The 25,015-nt window shown below is 44.5% G+C and carries 21 protein-coding genes; 11 read left to right on the forward strand and 10 right to left on the reverse strand.

Going from position 1 to position 25,015, the window contains the following annotated elements:
• Positions 1–39 precede the first annotated feature (39 nt).
• On the forward strand, positions 40–1,950 hold the full coding sequence (locus tag MJ612_RS08000) for a T9SS type B sorting domain-containing protein (protein WP_187032977.1): 1,911 nt from the start codon (positions 40–42) through the stop codon (positions 1,948–1,950).
• A gap of 50 nt (positions 1,951–2,000) precedes the next feature.
• On the opposite strand, the gene MJ612_RS08005 is transcribed toward MJ612_RS08000, so the two are convergent.
• Positions 2,001–5,624: an outer membrane protein assembly factor BamB family protein gene (locus tag MJ612_RS08005; RefSeq protein WP_187032978.1), complete on the reverse strand. Its 3,624-nt coding sequence runs from the start codon at positions 5,622–5,624 to the stop codon at positions 2,001–2,003.
• A gap of 472 nt (positions 5,625–6,096) precedes the next feature.
• On the opposite strand from MJ612_RS08005, the gene MJ612_RS08010 reads away from it, so the two are divergent.
• Together MJ612_RS08010 and MJ612_RS08015 are read left to right on the forward strand one after the other, a co-directional pair.
• A complete protein-coding gene (locus MJ612_RS08010; RefSeq protein WP_187032979.1) occupies positions 6,097–6,432 on the forward strand; it encodes a YbaB/EbfC family nucleoid-associated protein in 336 nt (111 codons plus the stop codon).
• Complete coding sequence (locus MJ612_RS08015) at positions 6,422–7,444, forward strand: glycosyltransferase family 2 protein (RefSeq protein WP_187032980.1); 1,023 nt, start codon at positions 6,422–6,424, stop codon at positions 7,442–7,444. Before MJ612_RS08010 ends, MJ612_RS08015 begins: the two co-directional genes overlap by 11 nt.
• Here MJ612_RS08015 and MJ612_RS08020 read toward each other — a convergent pair.
• Positions 7,439–7,657 carry a PspC domain-containing protein gene (locus MJ612_RS08020; RefSeq protein WP_162426921.1) on the reverse strand — a complete coding sequence of 73 codons (219 nt, stop codon included), beginning with the start codon at positions 7,655–7,657 and terminating at the stop codon, positions 7,439–7,441. The genes MJ612_RS08015 and MJ612_RS08020 overlap by 6 nt on opposite strands.
• A gap of 133 nt (positions 7,658–7,790) precedes the next feature.
• Between MJ612_RS08020 and MJ612_RS08025 the strand changes: the two genes are divergently transcribed.
• Both MJ612_RS08025 and MJ612_RS08030 read left to right on the forward strand, forming a co-directional pair.
• Positions 7,791–9,566 (forward strand): tetratricopeptide repeat protein, encoded by a 1,776-nt coding sequence (locus MJ612_RS08025; protein WP_187032981.1) that lies wholly within the window; start codon positions 7,791–7,793, stop codon positions 9,564–9,566.
• Positions 9,567–9,651: 85 nt separating this feature from the next.
• The gene (locus MJ612_RS08030) at positions 9,652–10,635 is read left to right on the forward strand and encodes a pyruvate dehydrogenase complex E1 component subunit beta (RefSeq protein ID WP_187032982.1); all 984 of its coding nucleotides are present in this window, start codon (positions 9,652–9,654) and stop codon (positions 10,633–10,635) included.
• A gap of 30 nt (positions 10,636–10,665) precedes the next feature.
• On the opposite strand, the gene MJ612_RS08035 is transcribed toward MJ612_RS08030, so the two are convergent.
• The 3 genes from MJ612_RS08035 to MJ612_RS08045 all read right to left on the reverse strand — a co-directional run bounded on the left by MJ612_RS08035 (position 10,666) and on the right by MJ612_RS08045 (position 13,015).
• Positions 10,666–11,622, reverse strand: a complete 957-nt coding sequence (locus MJ612_RS08035; RefSeq protein WP_187032983.1) for a YihY/virulence factor BrkB family protein — start codon at positions 11,620–11,622, stop codon at positions 10,666–10,668.
• Between the two features lie 135 nt (positions 11,623–11,757).
• A complete protein-coding gene (locus tag MJ612_RS08040) occupies positions 11,758–12,090 on the reverse strand; it encodes a hypothetical protein (protein ID WP_187032984.1) in 333 nt (110 codons plus the stop codon).
• Between the two features lie 211 nt (positions 12,091–12,301).
• A complete protein-coding gene (locus MJ612_RS08045) occupies positions 12,302–13,015 on the reverse strand; it encodes a class I SAM-dependent methyltransferase (RefSeq protein ID WP_187032985.1) in 714 nt (237 codons plus the stop codon).
• A gap of 234 nt (positions 13,016–13,249) precedes the next feature.
• Here MJ612_RS08045 and MJ612_RS08050 point away from each other — a divergent pair, with 234 nt between their 5' ends.
• Both MJ612_RS08050 and MJ612_RS08055 read left to right on the forward strand, forming a co-directional pair.
• The gene (locus MJ612_RS08050) at positions 13,250–13,783 is read left to right on the forward strand and encodes a DinB family protein (RefSeq protein ID WP_187032986.1); all 534 of its coding nucleotides are present in this window, start codon (positions 13,250–13,252) and stop codon (positions 13,781–13,783) included.
• A gap of 65 nt (positions 13,784–13,848) precedes the next feature.
• Positions 13,849–14,457 carry a DUF429 domain-containing protein gene (locus MJ612_RS08055; RefSeq protein ID WP_187032987.1) on the forward strand — a complete coding sequence of 203 codons (609 nt, stop codon included), beginning with the start codon at positions 13,849–13,851 and terminating at the stop codon, positions 14,455–14,457.
• Here the strand turns inward: MJ612_RS08055 and MJ612_RS08060 are convergent.
• Both MJ612_RS08060 and MJ612_RS08065 read right to left on the reverse strand, forming a co-directional pair.
• Positions 14,454–15,059: a hypothetical protein gene (locus tag MJ612_RS08060; protein WP_187032988.1), complete on the reverse strand. Its 606-nt coding sequence runs from the start codon at positions 15,057–15,059 to the stop codon at positions 14,454–14,456. The two genes, MJ612_RS08055 and MJ612_RS08060, sit on opposite strands and share 4 nt — an antisense overlap.
• 379 nt (positions 15,060–15,438) lie before the next feature.
• The gene (locus MJ612_RS08065) at positions 15,439–16,614 is read right to left on the reverse strand and encodes a thioredoxin family protein (protein WP_187032989.1); all 1,176 of its coding nucleotides are present in this window, start codon (positions 16,612–16,614) and stop codon (positions 15,439–15,441) included.
• Positions 16,615–16,828: 214 nt separating this feature from the next.
• Between MJ612_RS08065 and MJ612_RS08070 the strand changes: the two genes are divergently transcribed.
• Positions 16,829–17,302, forward strand: a complete 474-nt coding sequence (locus MJ612_RS08070; RefSeq protein WP_187032990.1) for a nucleoside deaminase — start codon at positions 16,829–16,831, stop codon at positions 17,300–17,302.
• Between the two features lie 57 nt (positions 17,303–17,359).
• Here the strand turns inward: MJ612_RS08070 and ffh are convergent, their stop codons facing one another.
• A complete protein-coding gene (ffh, locus tag MJ612_RS08075; protein ID WP_187032991.1) occupies positions 17,360–18,697 on the reverse strand; it encodes a signal recognition particle protein in 1,338 nt (445 codons plus the stop codon).
• Between the two features lie 261 nt (positions 18,698–18,958).
• Here ffh and MJ612_RS08080 point away from each other — a divergent pair, with 261 nt between their 5' ends.
• A complete protein-coding gene (locus tag MJ612_RS08080; protein WP_187032992.1) occupies positions 18,959–20,284 on the forward strand; it encodes a glycosyltransferase family 4 protein in 1,326 nt (441 codons plus the stop codon).
• A 554-nt stretch (positions 20,285–20,838) separates the two neighbouring features.
• Here MJ612_RS08080 and arsC read toward each other — a convergent pair.
• Entirely contained in the window at positions 20,839–21,180 is a 342-nt protein-coding gene (gene arsC / locus MJ612_RS08085; RefSeq protein ID WP_187032993.1) for an arsenate reductase (glutaredoxin), read from the reverse strand.
• Positions 21,181–21,313: 133 nt separating this feature from the next.
• Between arsC and MJ612_RS08090 the strand changes: the two genes are divergently transcribed.
• Positions 21,314–22,105 carry an FRG domain-containing protein gene (locus MJ612_RS08090; protein WP_187032994.1) on the forward strand — a complete coding sequence of 264 codons (792 nt, stop codon included), beginning with the start codon at positions 21,314–21,316 and terminating at the stop codon, positions 22,103–22,105.
• Between the two features lie 187 nt (positions 22,106–22,292).
• Positions 22,293–23,252, forward strand: coding sequence for a hypothetical protein (locus tag MJ612_RS08095; RefSeq protein ID WP_250419095.1), 960 nt, complete (start codon positions 22,293–22,295; stop codon positions 23,250–23,252).
• Between the two features lie 221 nt (positions 23,253–23,473).
• On the opposite strand, the gene MJ612_RS08100 is transcribed toward MJ612_RS08095, so the two are convergent.
• Positions 23,474–24,850, reverse strand: coding sequence for an alpha/beta hydrolase family protein (locus MJ612_RS08100; RefSeq protein WP_187032996.1), 1,377 nt, complete (start codon positions 24,848–24,850; stop codon positions 23,474–23,476).
• Positions 24,851–25,015: the final 165 nt, after the last annotated feature.

Here is a 25,015-nt window from a genome sequence, read left to right on the forward strand (position 1 = left end):
AGGTAAATTCGTACATCAACTGTTTCAACTAATATTGCCTTGAAAAAGCATCTGTTCCTGTTTCTGGTTTTTCTGCTGGTAGGCTTTGCTGCAAATGCCCAGAACAGGTGCTTTAAAGCGTATGACAGGCTGGGCAGGGAAGTAACAAAGTTCTGTGTGGGAGAGCGCATCACGTTTCGCGACTGTGCCGGTGTGGATGCCGATAAAGAATATTATGACTATGATAAAAGTAATGGTCTTGACTTTACCACAGCTGAAGCAAAACAGAAGTATTATACTTTCACACAACCCGGCCCGGTAACTGTTACCCAGCTAGGCAACCTGAACGGCATTACAGACCAGTTTGAGCAAACTTTTGAAGTAGTTGCCACTCCTACACCAACTTTCACAACTACCGCCTGCGCCAACAAAACGTTTCTCATCAACATCACAGACACACAGTACGACTTTTATAACGTCAGTTTCGGTGATGGAACCAGTGCCATAGTTCTTAAAAAGGATGTCGGAAGCCCGGTTTCGCATACCTACACGCAGAAAGGCCCTTATACAGTAACAGTAACAGGAAAATATATTGGTGGTTTCTGTACTTCTCCCGCTGCCATTCAAACCATAAACGAATTGCCTGTTTATACTCCTCCGGTCATAAACACGCTTAAAGTACAGAAACAGGATGCCGCTACCGGTACTATCGATTTTACATTCAGCAACTTGTTAGCTGGCTATACTTATACTTTAAAAAGTAAGCAGGAAACCGAAACCAGCTTTAAAACAGTAACAACTATAGCTCAGAATCAAACCAGCTATACTTTAAACAATACCAACACTACAGTAAAAACGGAATACCGGCTAGAAGCTACTGATGCATGTGGCACCGTTTTGCCTTCCTCTAACAAAGCGGCTATTCTTATACTTGCTACCTCCGGCGGAAACGAACAGGTAACTATAAGCTGGCAAAGTATAGCCGGTTTTTTTCAGCAATATGACCTGTACCGCAACGGCGTTTTACTGAAATCTTTCGGAGGTGGTATTTCAACTTATACAGATACTGATGTGAGTTGCGGGCAGAACAATTGCTATGAGGTGAAAGGTATAACTACCGATGGCAAGGCCACTGCTGTAACGGCACAAAGCTGCATTACTGTTACTTCTTCGGCCACGCCTCCAGCTGCTACTTTGTTAACTTCTTTTAACCTGCAGAATGAGGTAGAAATCGCCCTGCAATTACCCAACGGGCAAAGTATAAAATCGGCAACTTACCAGCGAAGTATAAATGGCGCAGCTTTTAAAGACATTGCTACAACCCAGCAAACTTCCATTACAGATAAACTGAATACGCTTACACCTGTTTGCTACCGCGCTTCTTATATAAATCCCTGCGATAAAACTTCGGTAGCCAGTGCGCCCAACTGCCCGGTTATACTTACTGCCAAACTTAACCCGGATGACAATGCTGTTCTCACCTGGACCAATTATACCGGCTTTACAAGTGGTAAAACAACTTATTTGTTAGAAGTACTGGATGAAAACAGCAACGTGACCAGAAGTATAATTGTAACCGGTAATTCTTACACAGATCAGCTGGCCGATCTTCAGGAACAGGTATTCCGTTATCGTATAAAAGCTACCTCCAGTGCAGGTATGGTAACTTACTCCAATACCGAAACTATAAAGCTGGAACTGGCCCTGTTTATCCCAAGTGCATTCACGCCAAACGGCGACGGGCTGAATGATGTATTTGAAGTTAAAGGAAAACGCTTCGAAAAATTTACCATCCGGATTATGAATGGTGCCGGCCAGGTAGTTTATACTTCTGACGACCGCACTACTGGCTGGGATGGTGTATACAATGGTAAACTGCAACCTGCAGGAGTATATGCTTACGAAGTAGTGGTAAATTTACAGGATGGCACCACTAAACGCCGTACCGGTACAGTAACCTTGCTAAGATAAAAGTAAAAAGGGAGCCCATCACGACTCCCTTTTCTGATTGTATTCTTTAGTTACCGTTGCAGCACCATCTTTATACTATACGACCCTTTATCTCCTATTAATCTGGCTATATAAATTCCTTTCTGAAGTTCTGAACCATCCAGCTCATAACTATAATTTCTACCAGCTTCTGCTCTGCCTGTACTTAGCGTCTTAACTAGTTTTCCCTTCATATCATACACTTCAAGCGTATAGTTGCCAGCCTGTTCCAGTGAGAAAGTAATCGTTGTCTTGTCTGTAAATATGTTCGGGTAATTGTAAAATGCCGCCTGCTTGCCAGTTACGTTGTTTACTTTAGCTGTTTGTTTAGCTGCCACCCCTGCTCCATGAATAATGATCTGGCCACGGGCAATGTTTGGCGCAGCAGTGCTCATGTCATAGATGTCTCCGGCTGCCTGGAAGTTGTCATACACCACGGTGTTGCCGGCATTCAAATCCCAGATGCGGATGCGCAGCTGATCGCCTGTATCATCCGTCCCGGTACCGCCCGCATCTCTGCCCGAAGCAATAAAGCCATAGTTGCCCTTGCCGCTCAACGTACCTGTACCTTGCCACACAGCCTGGTCGCCGCTTACCACCAGCCATTCAATATTGCTGCTTCTGAATACGCCCTGCTGTCTTAAGTTCAGCTGCATCTGGCCTTGCGGAGTGGTGTCGGTGGCTTTGTTATACTTGATGTTGAGGCTGTACTGGGCGTTAAGTTGTTGGCTCATCCAAGGGAAAGCAGCTTGCGGAGAATTGATCTGGCCACCACCTGTCACCGAGCCTGCGCCTGGATCATAAATCACCACCCATTCTTCGAAATCATAGCTTTCAGGCACCAGGCAGCTTTCGCTAAAGTCCAGGCTCACGCGGTAGATGCCGGCCTGCTCATACTTGTGCTCGCCGGTGATGTGGTCGTCGCCGGTGGCAAAGTACGCTTCCACCGGCGCAGTGTTATCGCCCCACACCCAGCGGATGTTATGGACATCGCCTAAGATGTAGCCGCCGAAGCGGGCCGTGGAAAGCACCGTCTCCCCTGCCTGCACTGCATGTGGCGGCAGACTCAGCTGCACGGTTAGGGGCAAATAACATGGCTCTCCCTCTCCCGATTCTTGGCTGTATTTGATCGCCAGGAAGTCAAACCCAGAAATCTGATTAAGAACTGCTCCCGCTATAATTACATTATTATCTTTATCTAAAGTAAACAATGGCCTGTCTGCATCAGTATCAGCTATAATTTCCCAAACTTTGCTTCCATCGTCGGTGCTATACTTAGTAACTCTGATATCTCCATTAATTAGGTTTGGCACATAAACTCCTCCAATACCATCAATTAAAATGTAATCAATAGTACTTTGTATTTCACCTATCCTGCTTACAATAGGCTCAATGGTGTTTACCTTAAAAACATGCTCACTAGAACCAAGCTGATCATTAAGTTGTGAGCCTCTCAAATAAACATTCCCGAAGTTATCAGCTACTAAACTGCTTGCCTCAATTACAGGACTACCGTTAAAAATCAGTTCTTGGTACAGCAATTGGCTTCCATCAGGGGAATCGTATTTTACTATATAAAATTTTCTTGTTTCATCGTCAACATCAGTGAAGCCTAAAATATAAACACCATCTGCTTCATCAACCGCTAATTCATTAACTCTATCGGAAGCACCACTATTATATACTTGCTTCCACAGCCTGCTGCCATCTGTTCCGCTTAATTTTATAACAGCTACATCTTGCATGGCCGCCATAGGCTGAGCTGTTACGCCTGCCACATATATATCACCAGCAGCATCAACTTCTATATCAGCAATACTGCTTAGCTCAGCTGCTGTAAAAAAATCAGAGAATGTTACTTCCCAAAGTAATGTACCATCAGCGGCGTTATACTTTTGCAGGAAGATAGTAGTTAGCCCTGGCTGTGCCGGATGTACTAGTGTACCTGTAATAAAAATGCCACCCTCATTATCAGCTTTGATGAATTGTGGTGTATTGAAACCACCTCCTTTTATTACTGTCCAGATAACAGAAGCATCATCTCCGCTAACCTTTCGTATCATTAGTTCGGTTCGCCCATCTCCGCCAACCCTCGTGCCAAGAACATACAAATCACCTGCGTCGTCAAAAACGTTTCTTCCTTCTATTAAGCCCGGAAAATCATCTGACAATTCTTCTCCTTCAGGGGAATACTTAACGGTAACTGGTCTGCTACTACCTCCAATGAATGGCGTAATCATGCCAGACACATAGATATTTCCAACACCATCAGTGGTGAGGTAGGTGGGTCTGTCATTTGTATTCAGGCTATCTTCAAATCTTACATGCCAAAGCTGTGTTCCGGTTTCAGTTTCGTGTTTTGCTATAAAAACCCCTGTTAGACCAGTGCTTACTTCTGTACTCAGACCAGCCACAGCCACTTCACCAATCTCATTTACTTCAAAATCAATGGTTGTGTAACTATAGCCAAGGGCAGTGCTTCCTGTTTGTTCCCATAAGTTTACTCCCGTTGAGGCAGCATATTTACTGAGGGTGTAAATATGTCGAGGATGATTACTGATAGCATATACATCTCTGGTCTTATCTGTGTCCAGCTTAAAGATGGTTCCGCTATGAGGTGATGACCAGATAATAGAGCCGGTGTCAGTGTTATACTTTAATATATAATTAGTGCCACCTATAATACCGGAACTAAATAATTCTTCAGCGCTACTAACTACAAGATTTGCTATACCAGAAACAGGGTCTCCGCTAACTACAGGATTGCTGGTCCAGTACTGCTCACCAGTTGCTGCATTATACTTTAACAGAATGCTTTCGGCAGAACCAGCAGCATTACTAGCAGAAACATATACACCTCCTGATGTATCAAGGGCAATACCCATAATACGGTATAACTGTTGTGTTTCAAAGTTCTGCCTCCATATTTGTTCCCCAGTCACACCACTCATTTTTATAGTTAAGACATCCTTGTCTATACCTGATGCACTATTATGTAATGCTCCGGTTAAGTACACATCTCCATTGATATCCAGTACATAATCTTCGAAGTTCAGTAAACTATCAAAGTCATTCTTTATGCCTGATTCTGTGATATTGTTTGTCCAGAGCAACTCACCATTCGTACTACTGAATTTTGATAAAAAGTAAATTCTAAAACCTATTGGGGAAAAACCAATAGTAAGTATATCTCCATTCTGATCAACCAGAATTCTCCTCCCCCGGGTACCTGGAAATAGACTCTGGGTTTTTACCCAAAGCTGTGTTCCATCCGATCCATTGTATTTAACTACCAGCAAAGACCCACGGGTAAACCCAGCAGCATCATCTGAACCGACGATATAAACATTACCCGACGAATCAACTGCTATGCCATTAACTTCTGCCCTGAAGGGACTAACATAGTGGTTAGCCCATAGCTCCTCACCTGCCGGCGAGAATTTAGCAGTTACAATATGTACTCTGTTAAAAAGAGAGTCAAAACTGATAGCTGTTACAAAACTGTTACCATCAGCATCAACAGCTAAATGTATAGAACTTGTACTGTCGGTATCCGGTATAGGCACAGGTCGGATATCACCAGTTACTCTGCCCATGTATTGCCGCGCCCATTCCTGCTTTACCTCCTGGGCAGAGGTTACTAAAGGATTAATCAAAAAGGAGAATAAAAGGAACCATGTTGGTAAAAGCCAAAGCCTTTCTAAATTAGAAATGCAATACTGTAAATTTGGTTTCATAGCTCTTAATTTTGTAGTGTTAAAGCGGTACATGCACAAAGCACGGTTCTATACTTCTGATAATAAAACAATTAAGCACTTGCATCAGGCAACTTGTTATTGAAACAGTTAGTCGTATACCAACTCATTTATACTATAATGATTTATACTTGGACTTAGCATGATTCAGAATTTCACTGCTTCTTAGTAAAGCTTAAAGAGGAATTGGTAGAGCCGTCGGACGAGTAAGGGAAGAGTAGCCTGGCTTTTGCACATAAGTTCTTCGGCAAAACTTATACCCTGCCAAGTAATTCTGATACTTTTTCTGCAATCTGATATTTTGCCTGTATATTTGATGTGCGGATGCGTTATAGCGAGTAATACTGTAATAACACCCAAAAAAGACACAACTATGTTTGATATGATGGGCATGATGGGCAAGATGAAAGAAGTCCAGGCCAAACTGAAAGAAGCTCAAGAAAACTTACAACACATTACTGTATCTGCCGAAGCCGGCGCCGGACTGGTGAAGGCAACGGTAAACGGACAGCGCAAACTCCTGAAGATCGAGATCGACGAGTCGATACTGAATGCAAACGACCGTGAAATGGTAAACGACCTGGTGGTTGCAGCCGTGAACAATGCCATGCTGACCGCTGCAGAGCGTGCGCAGGAAGAAATGAAAAAACATACTTCCGGTCTTTTACCGAATATACCAGGTTTAGATCTCGGCAGCTTTGGCTTATAGTACCAGCCGTACGGCTATTGTTATACTTAACTGGAACGGGCAGCGCTACCTGCAACAATTTCTGCCGTCGGTGCTGGCAAACAGCTCCGGCTGCGAAATTATAGTTTCCGACAATGCCTCTTCCGATGATTCTATACTTTATCTGGAGCAGCATTTTCCGCAGGTTCGCATCATCAGGCACACACAAAACTATGGCTTTTGCGAGGGCTATAACCTGGCGCTGCAGCAGGTAGAGGCCGATTATTATGTGCTGCTGAACTCGGATGTGGAAGTGACGCCGGGTTGGGTAGAGCCTATAGTAGCCATGCTGGATGCCGACCAAACTATAGCCGCTGTTCAGCCAAAGATAAACTCACAGCAGCACCCTGATTTTCTGGAGCACGCCGGGGCCGCCGGTGGCCTGATAGATACCATGGGGTACCCCTTTTGTCGTGGCCGCCTGTTTGAAACCGTGGAAGAAGACCGGGAGCAGTACAACGATGTGCAGGAGATATTCTGGGCGACCGGGGCCTGTATGTTTGTGCGTGCTGAACTATACCATAAACTGGGCGGCCTTGAACCCGCTTTTTTTGCGCACATGGAAGAGATAGACTTGTGCTGGCGCGCCAAAAATGCCGGGTATAAGATCATGTATAACGGGCACAGCCAGGTATTTCATGTGGGTGGCGGCACGTTGCATAAATCGAACCCGCGCAAAACATACCTTAACTTTAGAAACGGGTTGGCGCTGCTTTACAAAAACCTGCCGGGTTCGGAGCTGATACCAACTATAGTTTTAAGAATTCTGCTGGATTGGTTGGCAGCTTTTAGAATGGTGCTGGCCGGGCAAACAGCAGATGCACGCGCCGTGCTGGATGCGCACGCCGATGTGTTGCGCAACAGCAGTTACTGGCGCAAGCGCAGAAAGGCACAACAACCCAAAGGCAATTTTGCCCGGATGACCGGCGTTTACAAAGGCAGTATTGTGTGGGCGTATTTCGTTAGGCAGAAAAGAACCGTGCAGGAACTATAAATCCCAAACGGTGCTTCGCTCGCGACGAAGACTCTTTTGCACGTTCATCCAGAAGGCCAGCATCAGGTAAATAAGTACCGGCGAGCCCATGGTCAGGAACGACACATAAATAAATGACAGGCGAATGCTACTGCTGGCGATGCCTAACTTTTCGCCCAGCATCGTGCACACGCCAAAAGCCTGAGACTCTATAAAATACTGGATTCGTTTCATTAGCATTTCCAATTGGGTCTATAAAATTATAGTATTAACTTTTTCCATCAAAATTTGTCGCCGCCTATAGTTAACCTATAACGTCGAAATTAAGGTCCTGATGTACTTCTACGAACAAACTTTATAAGCAGCTATGCCTTGTTATAAAAAAAAGTCATTATCACTTTTGCCTTATGTTCTCCTGATAGGCCTTGTTACCAGCAGCTGCACCTTGCAGAAAATGGTACGGCTGGCTAAAAAACAGGAAATAACAGTGCAGCCTACCCCTCTTGTGGCTAACGGCCAGTTGGTGGAATTTGAGATAAAAGCTGCCATGCCACCCAAGCTTATTAAAGACGGATACAGGTACAAACTGGATGTATACTACGAGTATGGCGACCAGCAACGCGAGCAGATCGGGGCTTTAAATTTTGAATTCGGGGAGTTTTTATATGAGAACGGCAGGCCAATTATAGTTAAGCAATTCTCTTTCCCCTACACGCCCAAAAAGAACAAAGGCAAGCTGTTTGTGCAGGGCATGGCCATTGAAAAAGAAACGGACGATGTAAAGTATAGCGAGCCAAAACAGATAGCAACCGGCCTGGTAACAACCCCCCTGCTGATGGTGCGCAACAACGAGATACTTTTTATACCGGACAACTACGCCAGCGAAGCCGACAAACCTGCTTTACTTACTTTCTATTTTGAAGAGAACAATGCCAAACTGCGCAGCCACCTGGGCTCTAACCTGGCTGTACTGGATCAATACATTGCGGATAATATAAAAACGCAGGAGGTAACTATAACTGCATCGCAGGCTCCGGACGAAACAAAAGAGATGGCACAGAAGCGCCTGGCTGCCTTAGAGAGCTATTACCGAAGCAAACTGGACATCCTGAACTATACCAACAAGAAAGTAACTATAAAAACACTTCCTGTTAAAAGCACCTGGGAGCAACTGGTAACCAAAATAAAAGCTTCCGCGCTGCCAAAAGCCGTAATTCAGGAAGTTACAACTATAGCCAACAGTAAGTTATCAGACAAAGAGAAAAACGAAGCCCTGCAGAAAACCGAAGCTAACGAGTACCTGCAACTATACGTGTACCCTGCCCTGCGCTTTGCTGAGGTAACTATCAACTATAGCCGCGACAAAAAAGCTGATTACCAACTATACCTGCTGGCTAAACAAATTGCCGAAGAAAAGGCGCCTGCCGATGCCCTTACCGAACAGGAATTACAGCACGCGGCTACACTTACGCCACTTCTGGCTGAGAAAAAACAGATCTATGAAGCAGCGGTAAAAACCACCAACAAATGGCCTGCCTACCATAACCTGGGCAAAGTATACGTTGAGATGGCCCGCAAAGAATATCGCACCAAAGCAAAGCAGGCCCTACTGGCAAAGGCTATTCACAACCTGACCTACGCTGGTTTCCGAAACCCAACTGCGCCGGTATACTATAGTTTGGCAAGTGCCTACCATGTACGCGGCGATAAACTGGAAGCCCTGCAGTATTATGATTATGCTATTAAACTAGGTGGCAACCCCGAAGAGCTCAAACGTATTTTTGCCGACAAAGCTGCTTTAGAAATTGAAATTGGTCAGTTTGATGATGCCATTGAGAGCCTGAAATATTCCGGTAACAGCTACCAGACACAAATGAACCTGGGCCTGAGCTACCTGCTGAAAGAAAACTACGAAGGCGCACAGGAATTCTATAACAAGGCGCTGGAACTGCAACCTAACGATGCATTGGCAAACTATAGCTTAGCTGTAATTGCTGCCCGCACCAAAAACGAACAAATGCTGACCACACACCTGCGCCAAAGCATAAAAGCCGACAACAGCTATACTTTAAAAGCGATTGAGGATATGGAGTTTGATGCTTATCGTGAGCAGCAGGCTTATAAAGATGCATTTAGGCAATAACCGAAGTATAAATGCCGGAGCTCTCCTTGTAATTTGGAAGACTTATCTTAATTTTACCCACTGAATCGAGAATATAACATCTGATATGCGTACTATACAGTTTAGAGAAGCCCTGCGTGAAGCTATGTCAGAGGAAATGCGCCGCGATAAGAGCGTGTTTCTGATGGGTGAAGAAGTAGCAGAATACAACGGGGCCTATAAAGTTAGCCAGGGCATGCTGGACGAGTTTGGTCCGGAGCGTGTAATAGATACACCAATTGCCGAGCTGGGTTTTGCCGGTATCGGTGTGGGTGCTTCCATGAATGGCCTGCGCCCTATCGTAGAGTTCATGACATTTAACTTCTCACTGGTTGCTATCGACCAGGTGATCAACTCTGCGGCTAAAATGATGTCGATGTCAGGTGGCCAGTACTCCTGCCCTATCGTTTTCCGTGGTCCTACCGGTAGCGCCGGTATGTTGTCGTCGCAGCACTCGCAGAACTTCGAGAACTGGTATGCCAACACCCCAGGTTTGAAGGTTGTTGTGCCATCTAACCCTTACGACGCAAAAGGCCTGATGAAGTCTGCCATCCGCGATAACGACCCTGTAATTTTTATGGAGTCTGAGCAGATGTATGGCGACAAAGGCGAAGTACCTGAAGAAGAATACCTGATCCCGATCGGTGTAGCTGATATCAAGCGTGAAGGTACTGACGTAACTATCGTTTCGTTTGGTAAGATGATGAAAGTAGTACTTGCTGCTGCTGAAGAACTTGCTAAAGACGGCATCAACGCTGAAGTAATAGATTTGCGCTCAGTTCGCCCGATCGACTATAAAACCCTGATTGAGTCTGTTAAAAAGACAAACCGCATGGTGGTAGTAGAAGAAGCATGGCCACTGGCATCTATCTCTTCTGAGATCGCTTACCACATCCAGAGCAATGCGTTCGATTACATGGATGCTCCGGTGAAGCGTGTTACCTGCCGCGATGTTCCGCTTCCGTATGCGCCTACGCTTATTGAAGCTTCGTTGCCAAACGTGCAACGTACCATTGATGCGGTTAAACAAGTAATGTATAAAAAAGCGTAACCAGTTTTAAACCCAAATAAAGAAGGCGACTTATAATGAGTCGCCTTTTTCTTTTTCCTTTACCTCCACTTTGCCGGTATCGGTGTCAATCTCCACTTCTTTTTTTTTCACTTTTACGGCGGTGTCTTCCGGCTCAATGTGTTTTTCGTGCGCTTTGGAATATACCTGCGTAAACTCTGCTCCAAACAGAAAGATAACAGCCGTATAGTATACCCATACCAATATAAGCACCAGCGAGCCGGCAGCACCATAGGTATCGGCCAGCGGGTCATGCTGGAAGTAGATGTTAAGCACGTATTTGCCCAACACAAAAAGAATGGAAGTAACAAATGCTCCTACCCACACATTCTTCCACCGGATCTTGGCATCGGGTAGTACACGGTAAATAGCTGCAAAAATAATGGTACTGATGATAAGTGAGACCAGGATGTTACCTATCGTTATAAAGTAGATAGCTATGCCTGAGAATTTCTGCCGCAGAAAATCATACACAATGCCTAAGGCCACATCTATAGAAAGCGAAACCAGCAGCAGAAAACCCATACTTATCACCATCGCCAGCGACAGCACACGGCCAATTAACAGTTTCAGCCAGCCTTTTTCTATCTTGGCTTTCACTTCCCACATGGCATTTAGCGAATCCTGCAGGGCCACAAAAACCGTAGTAGCCGAGAAGATCATGGTGGCTACACCGACTATAGTTCCGATGGTGGTAGCATCTGAAATGGCAGCATTCTCGATAATATTCTGGAACTGCGCAGCACTGTTGCGCCCAACTATACCGCCCAATTGGTTTACTACTTCGCCTTTAACAGCCTCCTGGCCAAAAACCGCCCCCGCTATACGAATGGTAATAATAAGCACAGCCGGCAACGAAAAGATGGTATAAAAGCCGATAATGGCCGCATAATCCAGCGGATTATCGTCCACGAACTCTTTAAAGGTCTGTTTGGTGATCTCCCAGGTGGAGGCAACACGTTTGTTCATGCGCTTATAGGTATACCTTTTATTCAGCTGATGCTGGAGCCGTAAAACAGGTATACATACGGGAGATTATAGTTTGTTGATACCTAGATAAAGCTTTGATTGTATCAGCTACAAAAGTATGGTTCCGCTTATTTGTTAATTAGATTCAATATTGGTGAACAACTTTTCTGCTTTTGCTAGGAATTGTTTATGCCATTCTGGGTTCTTATATATTTCATTCATACAATTAGCCATTCCATTCCGAAAAGATGAAACCAGATCTTCAATTCTAACTGCTACTGCATTTTTGCCAGAATCCTGAATTACATTTTCCAGAATAGTTAGTTCAGCATTTTCATAAACATAATATATCTCTCTGGCCTTATTAGCCTTTGTTAATTCAGATTCACTGATATGTTGATGTAACAAACCACATCTTGCTGAATATAGATCATCTTCATTGAGTGAAAAGCTGGTGTCTTTTAACATCCATAATTTTACCCAATTTTAAATACTTGCCTGCCTGTATTTTCCCCAAGATTAGCGAGAGAACTAAAGCTATCTATGGCTGAATACAAAAGTATAAGTGCTGGAACAATTCGTTTCTTACTAATAGATTCGTCTATAGTCTCAAGAATATCATAGTAAGTCTGGTAAACTGTCTGCAATTTTATACTTCAAGGTTAGTATTACTTTATTTTTACGCCTGCAACACCAGCTTCGCCAGGTAATTTCCGTTTTCGCCTTCGTACAGTACCTCAAAGCTAAAGCCATGTTCTTCGGCGTATTGTTCCAGCAGGCCGGCATCTATAAAGAGCCATTTAAAGTTGCCGCTTTCGTGGGTTTTATACTTCATGTTATACTCTACTTCGCCATAGTAGCCGGCATTCAGATCAAGCAGTACAGAGCCGTCTTCTTCCTCATACATATACAGTATATCCGACGACTCCAGCAGAATCTGTCCGCCGGGGTTAAGTATAGTTTTAGCATGTACCAGGAATTTATAAAGCCCGAACAGATCGCCAACTATACCTATGCCGTTCATCAGCATCAGCAGCGTGTCGTATTTCTGGTCTTTCAGTTCATTTACATCGCCAAGCAATACCTGCTCTATACCCCGCTCGCGCATGGCCTCCACAGCACCTTCCGATATATCCAGCGCCGTAACCTGCAGGCCGCGCTCCTGCAACAATAAACTATGGCACCCGGCACCGGCTCCTATATCCAGCACATGGCCACGGCATTCCTGCAAGGCTATAGTTTCCAGCTCAGGCATTTCTTCCTGCTGCCTGAACAGGTAATCAACAGGTATAATATCGTCTTCAGTCAGGTTGCAGGAAACAGTTATACTTCCCTTTCTTTTACCATGCAGGTAATCTTTTATGGCAGCCCCAATCGGGTCGTTCTTAATCATACTTTTCTATTACGTACTGCGAAGTACGGCAGATTTTTGGTTTTAGAAAACACTTTTTTGAACAATACTAATTATAGCAAACTACTAATACCTATACACTCACTTATGTATCAACCGGTTACACAAAAAAGAAGCATCCACAGGCTTGTATTTAATAAAAAAATATGTAGCTTTAGCAGCGTTCCAATCACTTTTAGCCCTATGAGTTCAGCAGTTTTTAGCCCCGTTCTGTTTATGAATCCGAAACTGGAATCCAAATACCTGTTCCTGGAGAAGTCGCGCAACAAGCTGCTGAACAGCCTGGAAGAGATAGACGAAGAAACACTGAATACCATTCCATCCGAGGGAAAATGGTCTATTGGTCAGATAGCGGCGCACCTGTTGCACGTAGAACAGCTAACTATTGGCTACATCCAGAAAAAACTGCAGAAAGAAGAAGAACATCAAACTTCTTCGCTTAAGCATATGGTGAATTCAGTTTTACTTAAGCTTGCTTTAACCTCCGGCATGAAGTTTAAGGCCCCTCAGGTTGCCGCCGACGTACCGGAAACAGTATCTTTAAGTTCGCTTCGTACGCAGTGGGATGATACCCGCTACAAACTGGAAGACCTGCTTACTGCCTTGCCACCCCAGATGCTGGATAAGTGCCTGTTCCGCCACCCATATGCCGGTATGCTGACCATTTCGCAGACGCTAACCTTTATGCAGGATCATTTTAACCACCACCTGCCCCAGATAAACCACCTGAAACAGCAGCTTACCAAGTAAGCACCAGCCTGTACTTACCTAATACCAGCTTACTACGTAAGTAGCTATACTTATATTTTGCAGGTATGGCTCCAGAAAATAAACCCAACTTTATGGGCGTAGACTATGGCTCTAAATTAGCGGGCACAACAGCCGCTGCCATGGTAGAAAATGAACAATTACATGTTTGGCAAAGCGCACGCGGGCAGGATGCTGATGAGTTCCTGCTGAAGCTGATACAGGATAAAAGGCCAAATACTGTTTTCATAGATGCCCCGCTAACCTTACCTAAAGTATACAGCCAACTACCTTATACCTCCGGGGCTGATTTCTTTTACCGCACCTGCGACCGCGAGGTACAAGCTATGTCTCCGATGTTTATTGGCGGATTAACCGCAAGAGCTATAAAACTACGAACTATACTTTCAGAACAGGGAATCGCTTTACTGGAAACTTATCCTTCGCAGTTGGCGCACGTGCTCTTGCCAGACGAGAAGGGATATAAAAAAGATCTTGCAACGTTGCCTGTAATAGCACAACTGCTGCAAGATCAGATAAGACCCATATCGTTTGCCCAACCACCCCAGGACTGGCACCAGTTCGATGCGCTGCTTGCCTGGTACAGTGGCTACCGGCACCACTCCGGAGAAGCTATACTGTACGGCGATGCCCAGGAAGGCCGGATTATAGTCTAATTATTCCCTCCCAAATCGCCACCTGTTTCCAGGGTTGTAAACTCCATTTGCAGGGCTTTGATTTTAACTTCATCGTCGGTTGACAGGTCTTCATCTACTTCGTCTTTGCGGTCATTTAAAGACTGCATTACCAGCTTTGCCATTTCCCAGTCTTCGTTGGTCCAGGTGCTGCGTTGGCTGCGCACATTCTCTAAAAAGGTGATGTATACCTGCCGTACATTGTCGCGGGTAATAGTTGTTTTATCTGCGTAGGTTCCTAGCAGTTTCTGCTCCCATTCGGTTAGCCTGGCAGCTCGGCGGTTACGTTCATATTCTTCGTCCGCTTTGTTGAATTCATCTTTCAGGTTCTGATAGTCCTGCTTCAACTCATCAGAGAAATTTTCCTGTTTCTGATCCAGTTCCCTGGTGCGGGTGGCAAAATCTTCTTTTGCCCGTTGCCAGTCTTCTTCGGTGCGGTCGGCAATGTTTGCTGTTGATTGGTTTACCCATGTTCTGAAATCGCCAAGTTCGTCTTCTACTTCGGCTTCTTTAGAGGCTGAGCAGCTACTTAGCAGTGCCACTGTAAAAAGTATACTTAATAGTTGGTATGCTCTCTTTTTCATGATGCTTCGTGTTACAATGTTTTATCCACATACGCAACAAATAAACATAAGATACTATATTCCAGAGACTTAATACCACAATATTTAAATACAATTAATGCTTTATTGTAAACCTGTTACCTGTAACACCGTACATTTAACAAGACAAACCCATCGCTTATGATATAGCTCAACCAGTACAATTTAAAAATATACTTCAATAGAAATTTTATACCCTGCCCTCACTACCGGGGGTGAAGACCGTAATAACCTATGCTACGAGTATGCGCGTTTTTAATGCACAAGTGTAGCGTAGGTTATGTCTTTAAGGAGGAAACTATAAAAAAAGTGGCGGCCCCTGTTTTGCAGGGGCCGCCACTTTTTTTATACTTACTATAGGCTATAGCTTGTTGATCTTAGCCAGTAGTTCTTCTGTGCTTTGCACATCATCACCGTTCCTCTTTCCTGCGGCAATGGCTTTTTCGGCTGCTGCACGGGCTTTGTCTTTCTGGCCAAGTTTATAGAGCAATGCTGCATGCGTATCGAGGTTAGCGTAACCTGGTGCTATACTTACCGATTTTCTGGCCCACTCCTCCGCTTTCTGCAGCATGGCTTTGTCATCTATCGTTTCATAGTATTTCCAGGCAATACTGTTAAGCCGGTTGGCGTCGGTGCTGAAGTAAGTATCATAAAGCTTAGCGTTTGCAGCATGGTACTTTGGCAGATCCTGCTTGCGCTCGTAGTAGATAGCATCCGAGAACAACAATGATCTTTCAGCATCTTTCAGTTTCAGGTTAGCTAATTCTGATTTCAACTTATTAAACTCAGCATCTCTACCTTCATAAGCAGCTTTGTTCATACTTCCTTCATACACGCTCAATATTTTTCTGTCAACAGTATCAGCAGAATACTTTTTAACAAAAGCTTCTCTGTTTTTAACCAGGTGTGCAAAGGTTGGCGACTCTACAGAGTTTATGTTGCTAAGGATCAGTTTCCAGTTTCCGCGCTCCAGTAGTTGCTCTGATTTCTGTGTTGCAAAATATGCTTCGGCTACTTTACCGGCATCCAGGGCGGCTTCGTTCAACACTTTCAGGTAGCCCATCATAAAGTCAGCAGAACGGTTACCGGCATCAAATTTCTTCTGGTACGATGCAAAGTTCTGTTGTGGATCGTTGGCAATAGAAGCTACCTGCAAAAACATTTCAGCAGGCCTTGCTCCCACTGTGCGGTGCATTATACTACCATCTGCTGCTAAAAACAGAAAGCTCGGATAAGCCTGTACCTGGTATTTTTTAGCTATTTCAATGCCTTCGCCTTTTTCCATGTCCAGTTTATAGTTCACGAAGTTCTTATTGAAGTATTCGGCAACTGCATCATTCACAAATACATTCTTATCCATCCACTTGCACGGCCCGCACCAGGTGGTATAAGCATCAATAAAGATGGGTTTCTTTTCAGTTTTGGCTTGTGCCATTATTTCAGCAACCGTACCTTTCCTGAAATTGATCTCTTTTGTTTGCGCCCAGGCACTACTGCTTACCAGCAATACCAGCATCCATAGTACTGTTTTTTTCATATGGTTTTAGATGAAATGAAGGGATTTGTCTTATTTGTAAACGTACTGCTATTACAGCCGAAATATTTATAGTAGCCTATATATAGCTCTAACGTAAACTATAAATAAAATTATACTTTTTTATGGATTAATTGACAGTACCACAACCTTTTTTATCTTAACAGGTTGATTGCACAGACGAACATCACACTTATTGATATAAACACTTATTCATATGGAGCAGCAGGAAGAATTTATGAGGGAAGCAATTAAGCTTTCGATAGACAAAATGGAAGCTGGTTTTGGCGGACCATTCGGGGCTATAGTTGTTTGTGATGGACAGATTATAGCACGAGGCTATAACAACGTACTTTCCTCCAACGACCCTACTGCGCATGCCGAAGTCGATGCCATCCGGAAAGCCTGCCAGGCTCTGGGTACTTACCAACTGGATAACTGCGAACTATACACCAGCTGCGAACCCTGCCCTATGTGCTTGGGAGCCATTTACTGGGCCAGGCCCAAAAAAGTATACTATGGTAATACCAAAGCAGACGCGGCCCGCATAGGGTTCGATGATCAGTTTATTTATGATGAAATTGAAAAACCTCTTACCGCACGCGCTATACCTATGGAACAGTTGCTACCCGATGCAGCCAAAGAAGCGTTTGACCGGTGGGAAGCTAAAGTTGATAAGAAAGGATACTAAATAAAAAGGCTGAGCTATACCTGCTCAGCCTTTTCAATTCTATATTTTATAGTTTGCTTAGCGGCGACCCATCATTTTAGCAAGGTTACCTAAACCGCCACGTGTTCCGGCCATCTTGTTCATCGACTTCATCATTTTGCGCATGTCGTTGAACTGCTTCATCAGGTTGTTTACCTGCGTAATGTCGGTACCAGAACCTTTGGCAATTCGGATACGGCGGCTACCGTTGATCATATCCGGGTTTTCACGCTCAGCTGGTGTCATCGAACGGATGATCGCTTCGATAGGCTTGAACGCGTTATCATCTATCTCCACATCTTTCAGGGCTTTGCCAACACCCGGTATCATACCTACCAGGTCTTTGATATCACCCATCTTTTTGATCTGCTCCAGTTGTGTCAGGAAGTCGTCGAAGTTGAACTGGTTCTTACGGATCTTCTTGTTGATACGCTTCGCCTCGTCCTCATCGAAAGCCTGCTGGGCACGCTCCACAAGGGAAATAACGTCACCCATGCCCAAGATACGCTGCGCCATACGATCCGGGTAGAACAGATCTAGGGCTTCCATTTTCTCACCAGTCGAGATAAATTTAATCGGCTTCTCCACAACAGCACGGATTGAAAGTGCCGCGCCACCACGAGAGTCACCATCCAGTTTGGTAAGTACAACCCCGTCGAAGTTGATGCGATCGTTAAAGGTCTTGGCTGTGTTCACCGCATCCTGACCGGTCATGGAATCCACCACGAATAAGGTTTCGGTTGGCTTAACAGCAGCTTTGATCTCTGCTATTTCTTTCATCATCGCTTCGTCCACGGCCAAACGACCGGCGGTATCGATGATAACTACTTTCTTATTTGTCTTTTTAGCATGCTCGATGGCATTCAGGGCAATCTGAACCGGATTTTTGTTTTCCAGTTCGGTATAAGCCTCTACGCCTACCTGCTCAGCCAGCACCTGCAGCTGGTTAATCGCGGCCGGACGGTACACGTCGCAGGCAGCTACCAGTACATTACGGCCCTGCTTTTTAATATGGTTTGCCAGTTTACCGGTAAAGGTTGTTTTACCAGAACCCTGCAGACCTGCGATCAGAATGATAGCCGGATCACCTTTCAGGTTAATATCCTGCTTTTCGCCACCCATCAGCTGGGTCAGCTCTTCATACACGATCTTTACCATCAACTGGCCCGGCGAAACAGAGATCAATACATCGCGGCCCATGGCCTCGTCTTTGATCTTATCGGTTACAGTTTTGGCAACTTTATAGTTAACATCGGCATCTACAAGGGCGCGGCGCACCTCTTTTATAGTTGCTGCTACGTTTATTTCGGTAATGCTTCCCTGGCCTTTAAGGGTTTTAAAAGCTCGGTCTAGTTTGTTACTTAAATTATCAAACATCTCTTTCTTCTGGATTTACCTACAAAAATAAACAAATTTTACTTGTCTGAACCACTGATTAAAAATGATTTGAGGGATTTACCTGATTTCAGTCAACAGATAAAATCAGCAAAGTTCTATTCTCAAATCCAGCAATATACATCCAGACAATCTCTTATTAATCTAACCAATCATTTCAATCACTGGTTCAAGCAATTCGTAAAGCCATAATTAGTATATATATTTCTTATATTTGAAACGACAGCTAAGCAAATTACCGCTTTGGAAAAGACCGACACAACAAACTTACTATACATATCTTATTACTGGCCTCCTTCCGGTGGTCCGGGTGTGCAACGTGGCTTAAAATTCTGCAAATACCTGCCGCAGTTTGGCGTGCAGCCCGGCGTACTTACGGTAGATGAAAAACAGGCATCGTATGCCCTCCTCGATCCTACGTTTGAGAAAGAAATTCCGGAAGGTTTGGAAGTATACCGCACTGCTACCTCAGAGCCTTTTGAATATTATAAAAAGTTATCTGGTAAAAAAGAGATTCCTTACAGCGGCTTTGCTAACCAGAAAACAAAAGACTCTTTTGTAGATAAGGTGTTTAAGTTTGTGCGCGGTAACCTTTTTATACCTGATGCCCGTGTTGGCTGGAACAAACATGCCCTTAAAAAAGCTGAAGAACTTATAGTTGCTGGCAAGTATAAAGCCATACTTACCACCAGCCCGCCGCATTCTACGCAGCTGATAGGGTTGAAGTTAAAGCAAAAGTATAATCTGCCCTGGGTAGCCGACCTCCGCGACCCCTGGACCAATATACATTACTACGACCAGCTACTGCACACACCGATTGCCAAACGCTTAGACGAGAAGTATGAGCGGCAGGTGCTGGAGCAGGCCGACGCTATAATAGTTACCAGCGAAGACACCAAACGCCTTTTCCTGAACAAGCCGGCTAACATTCACGCTGATAAGATACACGTCATCCCGAATGGATACGACGAAGACGACTTTGTTTTCCCGAGCAACCCACCGGAAGATACTTTTCTGATAACTTACACCGGCACCATTACTGAGCAGTATAACATTGATGTTTTCCTGAAGGTGATTGCCAATTTGCTTTCCACGCACAGTGAGATAAACTATAAACTCAGGTTTGTAGGCAAAGTATCAGAGGGTGTGAAGCAGCGGATTATGAAAGCTGGTCTGGAAGGTATTACAGAATATATTTCGTACGTGCCGCACCAGGAAGCCATTAAATATATGATGGAAAGTACTGTGCTGCTGCTCTCTATTGCGGAAGTAGACAGTGTGTACGCCAATGTTCCCGGCAAATTGTTTGAGTACCTGGCATCTAATAAACCTATAGTCGCGCTTGGTCCTGTTCATTCTGCCATGGACCAGATCATAGACGAATGTGGTGCAGGCCGCCTGTTCCACTACACCGCCTACGACCTGATGCTGGATCACATGACCCAGATGAGCAAAGCGTGGAAGATCAACCCGAACCTAGACCTGCCTTTTATAAATCATACCCGTTTCTCCAGAAGAGCCCTCACAGAAGAACTGGCGAAGGTGGTGGAGGGATTGGTGAAGAAATAGGGCTGGCTGGAGTAGTGTTATCTAACCACCCCTTTATTCCCTCCTTGTATAAGGCAGGGAGCTTTCTTTATTGCTATAGTTAGAGCTATAGTTCTATAGTTGCCGTTTCTACACCCCTATAGTCCCCTCAAGGGGATAATTCTGCTAAAGGAGGGTTGTAGCTATAGTTCTATAGGTACAGACCACAAGCGGACAGGTCGCGACCTGTCCCTATGAATAAACTATTATGCTAATAAAAGCTATGCAAATATAGATTCTCAATCTATAAGAACTATAGCTATCGAAGTGTTTTCAGTCTTTGGGTTGAGCGCCTTTGATTTGTTGCGGTGCCGAAGGCAACACGAGCACAGCGAGGGTAGCTTCAAATCAGCAGCGCGATGCCCAACGACGGGGCCTCGCGGCCTTGAGCGCACCAAAGCTAACTATAGAACTGTAGGCAAGTAAAGCTCCCAGGAAATCAAGAAGTTTGAAGGTATAGCTAGGTCAGAAAAGTTTAAAACCTAACTACAGGACAAATAAGATTTCTCGCTAAACTAGAATTGACGAAAATAAAATTATAGCAAACTCAATACATTTTCCGGTGGGCGGCCAATAACCGCTTTATCACCCTTCACTACAATCGGTCTCTCAATCAGAACCGGATTATCAACCATTGCCTGAATCCATTCTTCATCAGATAAAGTTTTACCGGCGAACTGCTCTTTGTATACTTTCTCGCCTTTACGTACCAGTTCTTCAGGTTTTATGCCTAGCTTCTGAAGTATAGCTTTTAATTCTGCTGCTGTAGGTGTTTTCTTCAGGTACTCTACCACTTCAAATTCCTGGTTATTTTCTTTCAGAAGATCAAGCGTACAGCGGCTTTTACTGCACATGCTATTATGATAGATCGTTATCATAGTCTCAAGATTTCGTACATCGTAAAAGTAGGTATTTCTTCCGAATCAAAGTATAATACCTCACATTCCATAAGCAATTGTAACATCTGAAAACAGATGTAGTAAGAAGCATAAACACTACACATCACCCTTTATGCAGGCAGGCACCGATATTGAAGTAAATTCCTGGCTCGAGCTGCAAGCAGCGCTCTTCGACCATAGCTGGGATCCATCTCTGAATCGTTTCCGCTCATCTTATGTGTACCGGGGCAGCTGGAACAAATCCTATGACCTGAGTACCAGCATTACGCGCATAGGTCCGGAATACGAGAAACTGGAAACGCATATTCTCCGCAACTTTCGGAAGTATGCGCATGGCATGGCCGCACAAAGCGATATGATCTGGAATTGGCTGGCACTGGCACAGCACCATGGCCTGCCTACCCGCCTGCTCGACTGGACCTACTCCCCTTACGTAGCCCTCCATTTTGCTACGCAGAACCTTGAAAAGTATGATGAGGATGCGGCTGTGTGGTGTGTGAATTATGTAAAATCTACAGAATACTTACCGAATGCGCTGAAAAAAGCGATAGACGAAGAAGGATCAAATGTATTTACACCAGAAGTACTTGCTCCTGTGTCGCCCTCCTTTAAATCATTATCCAGTTTCCATAAAGATGATTATGTTATTTTTCTGGAGCCGCCTTCATTGGATGCACGCATTATGCAGCAGTACGCTTTGTTCTCGATGATGTCGGACGTGAAGGCAGAATTAAGCCAGTGGTTGCAGCAACGCCCGGAGTTATACTTCAGAGTAATTATACCTGCAAAACTAAAGTGGGAAATACGGGATAAATTAGATCAGGCTAACATTACAGAACGGGTACTCTTCCCGGGCCTGGCAGGGTTGAGCCAATGGCTGAAACGCCATTACACGCATACCTGAGCCAGCAGAAAATTTAAATAAAATTGATCGTATAACTTAATGTGTGTATGTATAAAATGCTTAATTTAAGCAACCAATACACCCTTACACGTTATTTATGCTTACCCGCTTACTTCCCAACTTTAATCCAACTAAGAATTGCTTAACTCTTATTCTTTGCTCCACTACCGTGCTTGCCAGCAGTTGCATGCAGGAGCGCGAAGCACAGCAGGCAGCCCAGGCCGCTACACCAACGCCACCTGAAACAACTATTGCACAGGATACCGCAGCCAGAATCAAAACCAACCCGGCGGATACTGCAACGTTGGCTTCTCAGCCTGCTGCAGATACTTCCTGGACTTATCCGGGCCCTAAACCATTACCAGGTGCTATACTTCCGGAAAAGCGGATATTGGCATTTTACGGCAACCCGCTATCAAAACGCATGGGTATTTTAGGGGAACTTCCTCCTGACAAAATGCTTCAGAAGCTTGATGAAGAAGTGGCTAACTGGAAAGCGGCCGATCCAGCTACGCCTGTTCAACCGGCTTTGCATGCCATAGTAGTTACAGCCCAGGGCAAGCCAGGCCGTGGCAGCAAGTATAGGTTGCGCATGACGGACAAGATGATAGAGGATGTGCTGGATATGGCCAAACAACGCGATGCTATTGTGTTTCTGGATGTGCAGGTAGGCCGAAGTACCTTGCAGGAAGAACTACCACGCCTTGTAAAATACCTGCAAATGCCTAATGTGCATTTAGGTATAGATGCTGAGTTTGCCATGAAGAACGGAGGTGTACCTGGCCGCAGGATCGGATCGTTCGATGCCAAAGACATTAATTTTGCAACTGGTTTTCTTGCTGACCTTGTAACAGAACACCAGTTACCACCAAAGTTACTGATCGTTCATCGCTTTACGCAGGGCATGATCACCAATACTGAAAACATTAAACTAGATCCACGCTACCAGGTAGTAATGCATATGGACGGATGGGGTGGCCCGGCTCTGAAAAAGGATACCTATCGCCGCTATATTAAAAACGAGCCGGTACAGTTTACAGGATTTAAGCTGTTCTATAAAAATGATACACGCGGCGGTCATCGCCTGATGACTCCGGCAGAAGTGCTTGCTCTTACACCAAAGCCGATGTATATCCAGTATCAATAAGTTTAATTTTGAATTGAGTAATTTTGGAATGATTGAATGCATTATCAAGCTTGTCATCCTAGTGTAATGAGACCTTTAACTATAGTTTGAAATAGATCTCTCGCTACACTCATAATGACAGTAAAGTAAAGAATAAATCAACTGTAAAGTATAAGGCAGCCAGAAAACCAGCTGCCTTATACTTTATCAGATATTCGTAACTCAGCATTCAAGACTCAGAACTATCTCTTTAGTTTGTCTTTCATCCATTCATCCAGCATATCCACCAGTTTCTGATTAAAGTGAGTAGCAGCAAAGGCATCGTACGTTCCTTCGTTTTGCATGCGCAGGTATTCTTTCTGCGTACCTGATTCTGCAAAAGTATGGTCGGTGCGGGGCACCAGTTTATATTCTGCCTTGCCCGGGTAGTAGCTATTCACAACATCTGCAATAATTTTGGCCCCATCTTCGTCTATGGCTTGCACATCGGCCTCCCCGAACAAAGATAAAGTATAAGCATTTGCTTCTTTCCAGGCTCTGTTTACCGGTACATCGTGTAGTTCCTGCAGGTAAGTATAGTGGCGACCAAACAAGTGTCCTTTACCATCATACTCATAGTTCTGCTCCAGGTAGGCTTTATACTTCGGGTTTTCGGCTAGCTGTTGCGGAGTTTTCTTTAGTACCATCAGCTCATACAGCATCGGCAACGATGTTTTCATATCCTCATCTACCTGTACATAATCTATACCTGCTATCGGGCGCTGCTCTCTACCTAATTCTATCATGTACTCCAGCCATGGTTTGCCAGTAGAGCCGTACGTTATAATACCCTTTACTTTATTCTCCATGGCTATGAGCGGAGCTGTAGTTGCACCCAGCGAGTGACCGAACAGGAACACGTTATCTTTATCTACAAAATCATAGGTTTTCAGCTTTTTAAGTCCGGCGGCAAAGGCAGCCAGTTCTTCATTATACCCAATTTCTGCGCAGGGCTTCGTGCCTTTGGCATCGCCCATACCCGGTTTCTCCATCCTGAATACGGCATAACCTTTTGCAACCAAACCATCTATCAGGCGGCGCTGGGTGTCGTGTTCGGGCATATTATCTAAAGAGTAGCAGCTAAACCCTTGAATAAAAAATACTGCCGGAAACCTGCCTTTGCCCTTAGGCTTTTTCATGATGGCACGTGCATAACCATTATTTTCCAGTGCCACTTCATCGTAAATCACATCAGCCTTTGGGTCGGTTTCGTAGGGCATGGGCTTTACCTTTCCTTTTACCTGCATCCTTTTACCGTTGCGGTACAAGTTTATACTCACTTTCTCATCTGCTGTAAAGGCTTTAGCTGTGGCCACTACCTCTTGTGCATTGGTTACTTCTTTTCCGTTAATGCTTACAAGCACATCCTGTGGTTGCAACTTTAGCGAAGCCGCGGTGCTGTTAGGTATAACAGCCATCACGATAGCCCCTTTTGCGGAAGGTACATTTTTAGCAGCAGCCACGGAATCGGTGAGCGGTGCCACCTGCACTCCCAGAAAGGGTCGTCGTTTCAGGTTTTGTGCAGTTACAACCGGGGTACAAAGCAGTACTGTCAGGAGTAAAAAGATCGGATTTCTCATAGTTTATAGTTAGTAGCTTTTAATCAGGGGACAGGTTGAAGATTTATACTTCCACCTAAAGTATAAAATTCATCACTTCACTTAAATTATCTTTTTAAAGTTAAAAATATTCCATAACTTATAAACATGTAAGGTGCACAACATAAAATTCAGAAAGTTTGCACC

It is taken from the genome of Pontibacter deserti (genome assembly GCF_023630255.1).
GTDB lineage: Bacteria > Bacteroidota > Bacteroidia > Cytophagales > Hymenobacteraceae > Pontibacter > Pontibacter deserti.

Coding starts and splice junctions, on each gene's coding strand:
- MJ612_RS08095 (WP_250419095.1), top strand. CDS start 22,293: ATGCAGGAGCGCGAAGCACAGCAGGCAGCCCAGGCCGCTACACCAACG.
- MJ612_RS08030 (WP_187032982.1), top strand. CDS start 9,652: ATGCGTACTATACAGTTTAGAGAAGCCCTGCGTGAAGCTATGTCAGAG.
- MJ612_RS08020 (WP_162426921.1), bottom strand. CDS start 7,657: ATGAAACGAATCCAGTATTTTATAGAGTCTCAGGCTTTTGGCGTGTGC.
- MJ612_RS08035 (WP_187032983.1), bottom strand. CDS start 11,622: ATGAACAAACGTGTTGCCTCCACCTGGGAGATCACCAAACAGACCTTT.
- MJ612_RS08010 (WP_187032979.1), top strand. CDS start 6,097: ATGTTTGATATGATGGGCATGATGGGCAAGATGAAAGAAGTCCAGGCC.
- MJ612_RS08060 (WP_187032988.1), bottom strand. CDS start 15,059: ATGAAAAAGAGAGCATACCAACTATTAAGTATACTTTTTACAGTGGCA.
- MJ612_RS08065 (WP_187032989.1), bottom strand. CDS start 16,614: ATGAAAAAAACAGTACTATGGATGCTGGTATTGCTGGTAAGCAGTAGT.
- MJ612_RS08045 (WP_187032985.1), bottom strand. CDS start 13,015: ATGATTAAGAACGACCCGATTGGGGCTGCCATAAAAGATTACCTGCAT.
- MJ612_RS08090 (WP_187032994.1), top strand. CDS start 21,314: ATGCAGGCAGGCACCGATATTGAAGTAAATTCCTGGCTCGAGCTGCAA.
- MJ612_RS08070 (WP_187032990.1), top strand. CDS start 16,829: ATGGAGCAGCAGGAAGAATTTATGAGGGAAGCAATTAAGCTTTCGATA.
- ffh (WP_187032991.1), bottom strand. CDS start 18,697: ATGTTTGATAATTTAAGTAACAAACTAGACCGAGCTTTTAAAACCCTT.
- MJ612_RS08100 (WP_187032996.1), bottom strand. CDS start 24,850: ATGAGAAATCCGATCTTTTTACTCCTGACAGTACTGCTTTGTACCCCG.
- MJ612_RS08055 (WP_187032987.1), top strand. CDS start 13,849: ATGGCTCCAGAAAATAAACCCAACTTTATGGGCGTAGACTATGGCTCT.
- arsC (WP_187032993.1), bottom strand. CDS start 21,180: ATGATAACGATCTATCATAATAGCATGTGCAGTAAAAGCCGCTGTACG.
- MJ612_RS08050 (WP_187032986.1), top strand. CDS start 13,250: ATGAATCCGAAACTGGAATCCAAATACCTGTTCCTGGAGAAGTCGCGC.
- MJ612_RS08025 (WP_187032981.1), top strand. CDS start 7,791: ATGCCTTGTTATAAAAAAAAGTCATTATCACTTTTGCCTTATGTTCTC.
- MJ612_RS08040 (WP_187032984.1), bottom strand. CDS start 12,090: ATGTTAAAAGACACCAGCTTTTCACTCAATGAAGATGATCTATATTCA.